This is a genomic window from Pseudomonas sp. RAC1 (assembly GCF_030658255.1).
Taxonomy (GTDB): domain Bacteria; phylum Pseudomonadota; class Gammaproteobacteria; order Pseudomonadales; family Pseudomonadaceae; genus Aquipseudomonas; species Aquipseudomonas boreofloridensis.
In genome coordinates this window covers 131152-142907 of sequence record NZ_JAUTXS020000034.1, presented here as the reverse complement: position 1 = coordinate 142907, position 11756 = coordinate 131152, and the positions used below count along the sequence as shown (strand labels likewise).

Sequence of the window (11756 nt, the reverse complement as noted above, 5' to 3'; positions counted from 1 at the left end):
AATCACTCGAACAGCTTCAGGTCCGAGGGCGCTTCCTGAGCCAGGGTCTGCACCGTGTCGCCGAGCCTGCCGCTGCGCGGGTCTCGGTGCATCACCACGATCTGGTTGCTCTTCTGGTTGGCCACCAGCAGGAACTTGCCACTGGGGTCCAAGGCGAATTCCCGGGGATGATCGCCTTCCACCGAGCGACGCTGCACCAGGGTCAGGTGGCCATCCTCGGGATCGACGGCATAGACCACGATCTGGTTGGCGGTGCCACGGTTGCTGACGTAGAGAAACCGCCCATCGTCCGACAGGTGCAGCCCTGCAGCGGCCTTCGCCGCCGGGTCGGCGCTGTCGGTGAGGGGCAGGCGCTGGCGTTCGATCAACTCGACCTGACGGACATCGAACATCACCACTTCGGCGCTCATTTCCAGGGTGAGGTAGGCATGCCGGCCTTTGGCATCGAACAGCAGGTGACGCGGCCCGCTGCCCGGCGGCAGCGTGACCGATGCCGGAGTGGCCGGGGTCAATGGCTGATCGCTGCTGGCGCCGTCGTAGCGATAGATGAACACCTTGTCGGCGCCCAGGTCACTGGCATACAGGTGGCTGCCATCGGGCGAACGCACCACCGAATGCACATGGCCACCGCGCTGGCGCTCGGCATTGACCTGGCTCGGCGCATGCCGCAATTGCTGTTGCACCTTGCCCAGTTTGCCGTCGCGGTCCACCGCAATCACCACCAGGCTGCCACCGGGGTCGGGGGCCACGGCGTAGTTGGCCACGAACAGGTAGCGTTCATCCTGGCTCAGGCTGGCGTGGGTCGGCTCATCGCCGTGGCTGGGCACCTGTCCGAGCGGTTCGAGCTCGCCGTCGCTGCCCACCGCATAGCTGCTGACATGACCTGCACGCGTCTCGTTGACGGTGAACAGCTGCTTGTGGTCTTCGGACAGCACCAGCCAGGACGGGCTGTCGGCCTCGATCACTTGCAGCGGCTGCTGTTCGATGCGCCCGGTGTCGGTGTCGAAGGCATAGCGATACAGGCCCTTGCTGGCGCCGTCGGTGTAGCTGCCCACCAGCAACGTGGCAGCCTGCGCGTTGACGCCCAGACCCATGAGACTAACGATCAGCAGGCGCTTCCAGTTCCGGTTCATCTTCGTCCTCATCGGGGGCGCGAAAGGCACTCATCAACACCAGGCGGTGTTCAGCTTCGGCATCGGCCAGCAACCAATCGTTCCCCTCGGCGCGGGCGGCGGCGACCTGCTCGGCACTGAAAGTCCAGCGGCGCAGTTGGCGACCGTCCATGCACTCGGCCACCAGGCCGGTGTCGTCGCAGGTGAAGTCAAAGGCATGCAAGCCGTCGATCAGCAGCATGTCGCAGGATTCGAGGGCGGTAGCGAGAGCGGGCATGGGAAACACCTAGGGCGAAAAAAGGCGGCCAGTATATCGCCCCGGCCGCCTGCCCGCCCCTGGCTCAGTGGGCGAAGATCGAGCCGCCCGGCTTGCCCGCCATCTTCTGCGGCTTGATCAGGAAACGCGCCAGTGCCGGCAGCAGCCACAGCGCCCCGAACATGTTCCACAGCAGCATGAAGGTGAGCATCAGGCCCATGTCGGCCTGGAACTTGATCGCCGAGAAGATCCAGGTGCACACGCCGATGGCCAGGCACAGACCGGTGAACAGCACGGCCTTGCCGGTGGAGCGCAGGGTTTCGTAGTAGGCCTCCTGCAACGGCAACCCCGCGCGCAGGAAGCTTTCCAGGCGGCTGTAGATGTAGATGCCGTAGTCCACCCCGATGCCCACGCCCAAGGCCACCACCGGCAGCGTCGCCACTTTCACGCCGATGCCCATGAAGGCCATCAGGGCGTTGCCCAGCACCGAGGTCAGCACCAGCGGCAGGACGATGCACAGGGTCGCGGCGAAGGAGCGGAAGGTGATCAGGCACATCACCGCCACACACAGGTACACCAGGATCAGGATGGTCAGCTCGGCCGACTTGATCACCTCGTTGGTGGCCGCCTCGATGCCGGCGTTGCCGGCCGCGAGCAGGAACTGCAAGCCGTCACGATCATGCGCCTCGGCAAAGGCCTTGGCGGCGGCGGTGACCCGTTCGAGGGTCTCGGCCTTGTGGTCGTTGAGGAACACCAGCACCGGGGCCAGCGAGCAGTTGGCGTTGTACAGCCCGTCGGCACGGGCGATGGAGTTGTTGAGGATGTCCGGGTTGCGCGACAGCGTCTCCCACTTCAGGCTGCCTTCGTTCATGCCCTTGATCACCTGCTTGGACACGGTCACCAGGGAGATGGTCGACTGCACGCCGGGCGTGTTGTCCATCGTCCACATCAACTCGTCGATGGGCGCCATCGTGTCGTGCACCGAACAGCGCTCGGCGGCGGTCTTGACCATGATCACCAGCACATCGGAACTGGTGGAGTAGTTGCCGATCATGAAGCGGTTGTCCAGGTTGTAGCGTGAGTCGGGACGCAACTCCGGCGCGCCCTGGTCGAGGTCGCCGATCTTCAGGTTCTGGCTGTACCAGAGACCACCCGCGAAGGACAACAGCGCCAACCCGATGGACACTGGCGCCACCTTGGGGCTGGCGAAGTTCGACAGCAGGCGCCAGAACGGGTGCTCGCAGACCGCATCCTGCTTGCTGCGGGCGATGGCCTTCTGGCTGATACCGACGTAGCTGATGGCCACCGGCAGCAGGATCAGGTTGGTGAAGACGATCACCGCCACGCCGATCGAGGCGCCAATGGCCAATTCGCGGATCACGCCGATGTCGATGATCAGCAGGGTGATGAAGCCCACGGCGTCGGCGAGGATGGCGATCATCCCCGGCAGGAACAGTTGGCGGAAGGTGCGTCGGGCGGCGGTCAGGGCGTTATCGGCGTCGCTGGACTGCAGGGCGATGCCATTGATCTTCTGCACCCCGTGGGAAATGCCGATGGCGAAGATCAGGAATGGCACCAGCATCGAATACGGATCCAGGCCGAAGCCTACCGCATGCATCAGCCCCAGTTGCCAGACCACCGCCACCAAGGTGGTGATGAGCACGGCGATGGTGCTGCGGATGCACCAGGTAAACCAGTACAGCAGTGCCCAGGTGATCAGCAAGGCGATGCCGAAGAACATCGCCACCATCACCAGGCCGTCGATCAGATCGCCGACCTTCTTGGCGAAGCCGACGATATGGATCTTCACGTTGGGGTTCTGTGCCTGGAACTTGTCGCGGATCTTCTCTTCCAGTTGATGCGAGAACTTCTGGTAGTCCAGCCGGGTGAGCGTGCCGGGGTCCTGCGGGTCGGGGAAAGTCTCCAGCAGCGGGATGTCGATGATGCTCGACTTGAAATTGTTGGCCACCAACCGGCCGACCTGCCCGGACTTGAGCACGTTGTCGCGCAGGGTGTCGAGGCTGTCCGGCGAGCCATCGTAGGTGTTGGGGATCACCTCTCCGCCAGAGAAGCCTTCCTCGGTCACTTCGCTCCAGCGCACGCTGGGGCTCCACAGCGACTTGAGCCCGGCGCGGTCAACGCCAGGCAGGTAGAACACCTCGTCGTTGATCTGACGCAGGGTCTCCATGTAGTCCTTGTCGAAGATGTCACCGTTGACGGCCTCCACCGAGATGCGCACGGTGTTGCCGAGATTGGCCAGGTCGTCGCGGTGCTCCAGCATCTGTTCGATGAAGGGGTGCTGCAGCGGAATCATCTTCTCGAAGCTGGTGGACGGGCGGATCTGCGTGGCCTGCCAGAACAGGAACATGCTGACCACCACGCACAATGCGATGACCACCGGACGATTGTTGAAGATCAGCCGCTCGAGCAGGGTGGCCTTGTCGTTATGGTGCATGTCGAGCTTCTCCGGACGGTTCATGGCTGCACCTCATCGGCACCTTCGGCACTGGCCAGATGTACCCCGCCCTGCCCCACCAGCAGCAGGCGGTCGTTGCTCAGGCCACTGACACCGGCCAGGGCCAGACGGTCGGCGCGGTTGTAGAGGCTGAAGGTCTGGCCGTCGTCGCGGCTGCGCAAGACGCTGCCGCCGTTGCCCACCACCACCAGGCTGCCGTCGCCCAGCAACGTGGCGTTGGCCAGGCCGAATTCCAGCGGCCCGCGTGGGGTCTGCACGTCGATGGCGTGCCAACTGTCGCCGAAGTCGGTGGAGCGCAGCAGGTTGCCCCGCAGCCCGAAGGCCAGCAGGGTACGCGGCTGGGCGGTGCCGATCACACCGAACAGCGAACCTTCATAGGGGCTTTGCACCGGCGTCCAGGTCAGGCCGTCGTCACTTGAGCGGAACATGCTGCCTTGCTCGCCGACGATGAACAGGCCAGCGTCCTTGACCTGGGTGATGGCATTGAGGTGCATCTGCTCGGGGTTGTCCAAGCGCTCGCCCACATCCTGCCAGTGCTGGCCACCGTCGGTGGTTTCCAGCAGCGCACCGTAGGCGCCGACGGCGAAGCCATGCAGGGCGTCGATGAAACGCACATCCAGCAGCGGCGCTTCGCGGGCGAGGTCCTCGAACTGCTTGTTCCAGGTCGCGCCGCCATCGGTGGTGGCAAGGATCTGCGCATCATGCCCCACCGCCCAGCCGCGCTTGTCATCGAGGAAGAACACGGCGGTGAGCAGTTGCCGGGTGGGCACCCGGGCCTGGCTCCAGGTCTTGCCCTGGTCATCGGAAAACAGGATATGACCGCGATCGCCAACCACCACCAGACGCGGCCCGGCATGGGCAGCGTCGATCAGCAGACTGCGGCTGGCCTTGGCCGACTCCACCGAGTATTCGGTGGCGGCGGCCGCCTGCGCGGTGTCTGTCCATGTGCCCAGCGCCACTAGTGCGCTGGCCGTCAACGCCAAGGCTGCGCGCCTGACATCCACCCTCAGCCATTCCCTCATCACCGCCCCCTGTTGTGTTCTTGTAGTGGGTCAATGCCTTGCAGGTCCTGCGAAAACCCTTGATCCAGAGCCCTGCGATAGCGTGGGGCGATCCTATCGGGGAACTTCGCGCGGACACAACGGGCGGGACGTTATGTTTTGTTATGCCCGCAACGTGGCACCTAGACGCGACAAGGCCGCCTCCCAATGGTTGCGGAGACGGCCTTGTCGTCACGCATCAGGCCAGGCTCTTGCTCACCACCTCATACACATCGCTGGACAGCTCACCGGAAGCGAGAATCCGCTCCAGCTCGCCCTTCATCAGCGCCTGACGCGCGGCATCGTACTTGCGCCAGCGGGTCAGCGGCGAGAGTTGACGCGAGGCGATCTGCGGGTTGAGGGCGTTGAGCTCGATCACCAGGTCCGCCAGGAAGCGGTAGCCCGAACCGTCGGCGGCGTGGAAGTTGACCAGGTTCTGCCCGGCGAAGGCGCCGACCACTGCACGCACCTTGTTCGGGTTCTTCATGGTGAAGGCTGGGTGCTGCATCAACGCCTTGACCCGCGCCAACGCGCCCGGAAGGCTGCTTGCCGCCTGCACGCTGAACCACTGGTCCATGACCAGCGGGTTGTCCTTGAAGTGCTCGGCGAAGGCCTCCAGCGCCTTGGCGCGCTCGGCTTCGAACGGCGAGTTGACCAGTACCGCCAGGGCGGTCAGGCGTTCGGTCATGTTGTCGGCGTGCTCGAACTGCTCGAGGGTCGCTTCCAGCACCTGCGCCTTGCCAGTGAGCATCAGGTACGACAGCGCGATGTTCTGCAGGCTGCGGCGGGCGAAGTGCTCGGCCTCGGCCACATAGGCGGTGTTGCGCGACACCTCGCGGTGCGCCTGGTAGCGCGTCCAGAGCGCATCGAACAGTTGCTCGGCGATCTGCCTGCGGGCGAATTCGCGGGCCGCATGAATCGCGTCGACATCCGCCACCTGGCTGATTTCGGTCAGGTACGCCTCGCCCGGCAGCGACAGCATCTCGGCGACCATGGCCGGATCCAGCGACGCGTTGCCCAGTACCGTACCCAGGGCGGTCATCAGCCGAGGGTCGAGTTTCAGCGCTTCGCCGCGCTGATGCTGACCGATCAGCTCCTGCAACACCTGCACGGCCAGTTGTTGCCCCGCCTCCCAGCGGTTGAAACCGTCGCTGTCGTGCTGCATGAGGAACATCAGCTGGTCGCGGTCGTAGGGGAAGCTCAGCTTGACCGGCGCGCTGAAACCGCGCAGCAGCGAAGGCAGCGGCTTGGCAGCGATGCCCTGGAAGGTGAAGGTCTGCTCGGCTTCGGTCACCGCCAGCACGCGGTGAGTGCCAGTGGGCTGCGCCTCGCCGAGCACTTGCAGCGGCAGGTCGTTGCCTTGCGCATCGAGCAGACCGAGCGCCACGGGGATCACGAACGGTTGTTTCTCGGCCTTGTCCGGGGTCGCCGGGCAGCTCTGGCGGAAGGTCAGGCTGTAGGTCTGGGCGCCAGCGTCATAGGCCTCGCTGACCTCCAGGCGCGGCGTTCCCGCCTGGCTGTACCAGCGTTTGAACTGGGTCAGGTCGACGCCGTTGGCATCTTCCATGGCCTTGATGAAATCGTCGGTGGTCACGGCCTGGCCGTCATGACGGTCGAAATACAGGTCGCTGCCTTTGCGGAAACCCTCGGCGCCCAGCAGGGTGCGGACCATGCCGACCACCTCGGCCCCCTTCTCGTAGACGGTCAGGGTGTAGAAGTTGGAGATTTCGATGAAGCTGTCCGGACGCACCGGGTGGGCCATGGGGCCGGCGTCTTCAGCGAACTGGTGGGTGCGCAGGTAGGCGACGTCTTCGATGCGCTTGACCGTGCGCGAATTCATGTCGGCACTGAACTCGGCATCGCGGAACACCGTGAAGCCTTCCTTGAGCGACAGTTGGAACCAGTCGCGGCAGGTCACGCGGTTGCCCGACCAGTTGTGGAAGTACTCGTGGGCCACCACCCCTTCCACACGCTGGTGAGCGGCGTCGGTCGCCGTCTCGGCGCGCGCCAGCACGCAGCTGGAGTTGAAGATGTTCAGGCCCTTGTTTTCCATGGCGCCCATGTTGAAGTCGTTGACTGCGACGATCATGAAGATGTCCAGGTCGTACTCGCGGCCATACACCTCTTCGTCCCAGCGCATGGACTTCTTCAGGCTGACCATGGCGTGCTGGCACTTATCGATGTTCTCGGGTTCGACGTAGATGCGCAGCGTCACGTCGCGACCGGACTGACGGGTGAAGCTGTCCTCGACGCACCACAAGTCGCCCGCTACCAGGGCGAACAGGTAGGCGGGCTTTCTGAACGGATCTTCCCAGGTGGCCCAGTGGCGCCCGTCTTCGGCCGGACCGCTGTCGACCGGGTTGCCGTTGGACAGCAGCACCGGGTAGCGATGCTGTTCGGCGATCACCGTGGTGGTGAAGGTGCTCATCACATCCGGGCGGTCGAGGTAATAGGTGATCTTGCGAAAGCCCTCGGCTTCGCACTGGGTGCAGAACATGCTGCCGGACTTGTACAGCCCCTCCAGCGCAGTGTTGCTTTCCGGGTGGATCTTGACGCTGGTGTCGAGGGTGAAGCGCTCGGCTTTGGGCTGCAGGGTCAGGCTGTCGTCATCGAGTTGATACTCGCCGGCGTGCAGTTCCTGATCGTCCAGCGCGGCGCGCAGCAACTCCAGGTGCTGGCCGTCGAGCACCAGCGGCGGCAGGCCGGCGCCGCGCTCAGGGTTGCGTCGCATGACCAGTTGCGCGTGCACCAGGCTGTGGTCTTCGAACAGCTCGAAGGTCAGGTGCGTCTCGTCGATCAGGTACTCGGGGGCCTGATAGTCCTTGAGGTAGATCACTTGCGGTTGTTCGGTGCGCATGCGGACGATCCTTTTACTGGAGCACGGCCAGCTGATAAGCCGTGTACTTGCGAATGTTGATCACGCCGGTGTCGAAGATCAGGTATTGACCCTTGATGCCCAGCAACGTGCCCTCGACCACCGGGTCCTTGTCCAGGTTGAAGCTGACGATCTTCTTCGGGTAGGCCTGGACCGGATAGCGCATCTGCACCACCTCGGCATCGGCCAGCGGTTGGATCGCCTGCAGGCCGAACCGTGCCTGCAGCCCGCGCAGGCCCTCGGCGCAGGCATCGAAGATCTGCTCGCGCACGGCCGGCAAATCGAGTACCTCGGCATCGCCCTTGAGCAGGGTGCGCCAGTTGGTGCGGTCCGGCACCTGGCTGCGCAGCAGGTCTTCGACCAGCCCGGACTGCTGGCGGGTGGCAACGCGCAGGATCGGCAACGCCTGGCTGGCGCCCTGGTCGAGCCAGCGGGTGGGCAGTTGGGTGGCGCGGGTGATGCCAACCTTGATGCCCGACGAGTTGGCCAGGTAGACGATGTGGTCGGTCATGCAGAACTGCTCGCCCCACGACGGTTCGCGGCAGGTGCCGGCGTCGTAGTGGCAGCGCTCCGGCGCCATGATGCAGAGGTCGCACTGCGCCAGCTTGGTCATGCAGGGGTAGCAATAGCCCTGGCTGAAGCTGGTCTTGGTGCGTTTACCGCAATGACTGCAATGAATCGCGCCCAGGTACTCCAGGCGCAGGGTCTGGCCGATCAGCGGATTGACCGGCACCTGCTGTTCGCCAAGGCGAAAACTGTACTGCACCACCGGTGCGTCCAGGCGCACCGCCATCTTGCTCAGAGAGCCACGAGCGAGTTCGATCAATGTACCGAGTCCGACTTGAACAGAATGTTGGGGATCGGCGCAGACTTGGACGCGCATTCCTGGGCGCCCATGTAGCCGGTGCGCTGCTCCTCGGGCAGGTTGCTGGCCTCCCAGGCGATCATGGCCTGCAACGACAACTCTTTCTGCTCGGCGGTGAGCTTGCGGCCATCGGACCATTTGCCGATCTCCACGGCCGTCTTCAGGCTCTGGTAGATCTCGGGTGTGATGTTTTCGATCATTTGCGCGAAAGTGGACATGAACGTCTCCTGAATCAAGCCGACAGTTTACGCCGGGCCAGCAGTCCACCCAAGAGGCCGCTCAGGCAACCGATGAGCAGGCCGCCGACATGGGCGGCATTGGCGATCTGGCCGAAACCGAGCTGACCGACGACGCCGCTCAGGCAGACCACCAGCCAGATCAGCATCATTGCCAGGACGCCGCGAGGCAGTTCGAACAGCGGGTGCGGCGCCAGGCGCTGGTACAGCCAGAGGTAGCCGAGCAGGCCGTAGAGCACACCGGAAAGCCCGCCGAACAGGTTCGGGCCGCCGATGACATGCTGGGCCAGGTTCGACACCACGCCGAACACCAGCGTCAGGGCCAGCAGCGTCCATGGGCCTTGGCGCAGCTCGATGCGCCGCCCCAGTTCCCAGTACCACATGCCGTTCATCAGCAGGTGCAGCACGCCGAAGTGCACGAAGATGGGTGAAATCAGCCGCCACCACTGACCCTCGCCGAGGCTCTGGGCCAGGGGCACGAAGTACAGGTAATCGCCCTGCACCTGGTAGTCCTGGAAGGTGAACCCGCTCAAGGTGGCGAGGTTGTCGCCAAGGCCGGTCAGGCCCGCCACCACCAAGCACAGCAGCAGCACGGCGACGGTGACCTTGCAGGCGCGGGCCTGAGCCTTGAGCGAGGGCGCTGCGTTGTCCTGGGCCGGACGTTCGGGCGTGGCCAGTGCATGCAGGTCGGCGTCGCCTTCGCGATAGCGGCGGTACAAGTCCAGCACCTGCTCAGCCAGTTCCGGTGGTGTCCACAGCACTTGATCGCTGCCCTCTTCCACCACCCGGTGCGGCACCTGCAACTGCTGGAGCAAGGTCACGAAGCCGCCCAGGTCGACCGACAAGGGCAGGCGCAGCACTTCGACCACGTTCATTGGCCGGCCTGCGGACGGTCGACATCGACCCAGACGAACTTGTGCGGGTCGATGCGGGTTTCCGCATCCAGCCGGTAGGCCACCAATTTGCCGTACAGCACTGCGCTGTAGTCCAGGCAGGCCAGGTTGGGGCGGATCGGCGCGGGATGACCGCTGCGCCAGTAGTGGCCAACGAACAGCAAGGGCTCGTCTTCGGCGTACCTCAGCAGGGCATTCTTCTGGCTGTGACTGAGCGGCGCGCGGGCCACTTCTTCGGGCAGAGCGTCAGGCTGGAACACGATGTCACCATAGGTCTGCGGGTCTTCCTCCCAGAACTTGGTGCGGAAGAACGCGCGGGTCAGGCCGTCGCCACCGGTCAGGGTCAGACCGCCGGGCAGGCGCATGTCGGTGCCGCGCAGCAAGCGGTTGCAGGCGGTCGCGGCGAAGCTGCCGGACACTGCCGAGGCCTGCACGAAGTGCGGATCGATACGTCCGTCCGGATGCTGGGCGCGCAATTGCGCGATCAGTGAGTGGTCCCAGCAGGCATGCACCAGCCGAAAGCGCTCGGCATCGATGAACAACGGCAGGGTGTAGAACCAGTGCAGGAAGTCGTGCCAGTCGCCCGGATGCTGGGCGAACTGCTCCAGGGTTTCGTCGATCAGGCGCGCGTGGCGCGGCGTGTGCTCGCGTACGAAGGTCTTGCCGCTGCCCGGCAGTGCCGGGGTTTCCCAGGCCAGGGCGTTGTACTCATGGTTGCCCATGATGCAGTGCGCCTGCCCCGCTTCGACCATGTCGTGGACGATGTGCAACGCCTCGCGAATGCGCGGGCCGCGGTCGACGATGTCGCCGAGGAACAGCGCCTGGCGCCGTGGGTGACGCCACACGCCACCCACGCGGTGGTAGCCGAGGGCGTCGAGCAGGCGTTCGAGGGTCTGCGCGCAACCGTGGACGTCACCGATGATGTCGAAACTGCGAGCCGGATCGAGCATCAGTCGTCCCTGCCGCCCAGACGGCTGCCCCAGCCGAGCTTGGTCCGGCAGACCTCGTAGTAGTTGTGCCCCAGCGGATGGATCAGGCGTAGCTTCTGCGATTTCTTGCTCACGGTGATGGTGTCGCCCGGTGCGCAGGTGAAATGGTTCTGGCCGTCACAGGACACCTGCGGGTAGATCTGCAGGTCCTTGGCCACCACGATCTTCAGCTCGCTGTTGCCGTCGACCACGATCGGCCGCCCGGACAAGGTATGCGGGTACATCGGCACGATGACGATGGCGTCGAGCTTGGGGTGCATGATCGGCCCGCCCGCCGACAGCGCGTAGGCGGTGGAGCCGGTGGGCGTGGCCACGATCAGGCCGTCGGCCTTCTGGCTGCAGACGAACTGGCCGTCGATGTAGATCTCGAACTCGATCATCCGCGTCGACTTGCCTGGGTGCAGCACCACATCGTTGAGCGCATCGCCCTGGCCGATGGCCTCGTGGTGACGGCGCACCTCGGCCTGCAGCAGGAAACGGTTCTCGACCAGGTAGTGACCGTCGAGCACCTCGGCGACCTTGGTCTCCAGCTCGTCGGGGCGAATGTCGGTGAGAAAGCCCAGGTTGCCGCGGTTGATGCCCAGCACCGGAATGTTATGGCGGGCCAGTGCGCGCGCAGCACCGAGCAGGCTGCCATCGCCGCCGACCACGATGACCAGGTCGCAGACCTCGCCCAGCAGCTTGCGCGACGAGGTCTGCAGGCCATGACCGGGCAGCACTTCGGCGATGGTGTCCTCGAGAATCACGTGCAGGTGGCGCTCGAGCAGGAATTTCTTCAGTCGGCGAATGGTGTCGAGCACCTGCGAGCTACCGAGGCGACCGATGATACCGATATTGCGAAATTGCTCCATGGGGCTCCTGCAAGGCTCTGCGGCGGGTGACGATGGCGCGATTATGGGCGAAACCCCTGGCCAGCAGCAAACGGCCATCGCCCCGGTATACAGGGCGTGGGTCAGCATGAGTGGCGCCGATCGAAGAAACTCACCGCTAGGATCAACGAAAAACTATCATCCG

The 11756-nt window shown here is 64.6% G+C and carries 10 protein-coding genes; all 10 read right to left on the bottom strand.

The window, feature by feature from the left end:
- Positions 1-2: 2 nt before the first annotated feature.
- The 10 genes from Q7C30_RS14290 to Q7C30_RS14245 all read right to left on the bottom strand — a co-directional run bounded on the left by Q7C30_RS14290 (position 3) and on the right by Q7C30_RS14245 (position 11593).
- The gene (locus tag Q7C30_RS14290) at positions 3-1133 is read right to left on the bottom strand and encodes a lactonase family protein (protein ID WP_317871861.1); all 1131 of its coding nucleotides are present in this window, start codon (positions 1131-1133) and stop codon (positions 3-5) included.
- Positions 1099-1389 (bottom strand): DUF5629 family protein, encoded by a 291-nt coding sequence (locus Q7C30_RS14285; protein WP_317871860.1) that lies wholly within the window; start codon positions 1387-1389, stop codon positions 1099-1101. Before Q7C30_RS14285 ends, Q7C30_RS14290 begins: the two co-directional genes overlap by 35 nt.
- Before the next feature lie 64 nt (positions 1390-1453).
- Positions 1454-3823, bottom strand: a complete 2370-nt coding sequence (locus Q7C30_RS14280; protein WP_317871893.1) for an RND family transporter — start codon at positions 3821-3823, stop codon at positions 1454-1456.
- Positions 3824-3843: 20 nt separating this feature from the next.
- Positions 3844-4866: a YCF48-related protein gene (locus Q7C30_RS14275; RefSeq protein WP_317871859.1), complete on the bottom strand. Its 1023-nt coding sequence runs from the start codon at positions 4864-4866 to the stop codon at positions 3844-3846.
- A 217-nt stretch (positions 4867-5083) separates the two neighbouring features.
- Positions 5084-7741, bottom strand: coding sequence for an aminopeptidase N (pepN, locus tag Q7C30_RS14270; protein WP_317871858.1), 2658 nt, complete (start codon positions 7739-7741; stop codon positions 5084-5086).
- A 13-nt stretch (positions 7742-7754) separates the two neighbouring features.
- The gene (locus tag Q7C30_RS14265; protein WP_039576375.1) at positions 7755-8585 is read right to left on the bottom strand and encodes a DUF2797 domain-containing protein; all 831 of its coding nucleotides are present in this window, start codon (positions 8583-8585) and stop codon (positions 7755-7757) included.
- Positions 8582-8842 carry a DUF1315 family protein gene (locus Q7C30_RS14260; RefSeq protein WP_029614797.1) on the bottom strand — a complete coding sequence of 87 codons (261 nt, stop codon included), beginning with the start codon at positions 8840-8842 and terminating at the stop codon, positions 8582-8584. Before Q7C30_RS14260 ends, Q7C30_RS14265 begins: the two co-directional genes overlap by 4 nt.
- A 14-nt stretch (positions 8843-8856) precedes the next feature.
- Entirely contained in the window at positions 8857-9735 is an 879-nt protein-coding gene (locus Q7C30_RS14255; protein ID WP_317871857.1) for a rhomboid family intramembrane serine protease, read from the bottom strand.
- Positions 9732-10706, bottom strand: coding sequence for a metallophosphoesterase (locus tag Q7C30_RS14250; protein ID WP_317871892.1), 975 nt, complete (start codon positions 10704-10706; stop codon positions 9732-9734). Before Q7C30_RS14250 ends, Q7C30_RS14255 begins: the two co-directional genes overlap by 4 nt.
- Entirely contained in the window at positions 10703-11593 is an 891-nt protein-coding gene (locus Q7C30_RS14245; RefSeq protein ID WP_039576369.1) for an NAD(+) kinase, read from the bottom strand. The genes Q7C30_RS14250 and Q7C30_RS14245 overlap by 4 nt, the downstream gene beginning before the upstream one ends.
- Positions 11594-11756: the final 163 nt, after the last annotated feature.

What these genes read in the sequence shown, in the direction of transcription:
- Q7C30_RS14290 (WP_317871861.1), bottom strand. Translation starts at nt 1,133, where the DNA reads ATGAACCGGAACTGGAAGCGCCTGCTGATCGTTAGTCTCATGGGTCTG.
- Q7C30_RS14285 (WP_317871860.1), bottom strand. Translation starts at nt 1,389, where the DNA reads ATGCCCGCTCTCGCTACCGCCCTCGAATCCTGCGACATGCTGCTGATC.
- Q7C30_RS14280 (WP_317871893.1), bottom strand. Translation starts at nt 3,823, where the DNA reads ATGCACCATAACGACAAGGCCACCCTGCTCGAGCGGCTGATCTTCAAC.
- Q7C30_RS14275 (WP_317871859.1), bottom strand. Translation starts at nt 4,866, where the DNA reads ATGAGGGAATGGCTGAGGGTGGATGTCAGGCGCGCAGCCTTGGCGTTG.
- pepN (WP_317871858.1), bottom strand. Translation starts at nt 7,741, where the DNA reads ATGCGCACCGAACAACCGCAAGTGATCTACCTCAAGGACTATCAGGCC.
- Q7C30_RS14260 (WP_029614797.1), bottom strand. Translation starts at nt 8,842, where the DNA reads ATGTCCACTTTCGCGCAAATGATCGAAAACATCACACCCGAGATCTAC.
- Q7C30_RS14255 (WP_317871857.1), bottom strand. Translation starts at nt 9,735, where the DNA reads ATGAACGTGGTCGAAGTGCTGCGCCTGCCCTTGTCGGTCGACCTGGGC.
- Q7C30_RS14245 (WP_039576369.1), bottom strand. Translation starts at nt 11,593, where the DNA reads ATGGAGCAATTTCGCAATATCGGTATCATCGGTCGCCTCGGTAGCTCG.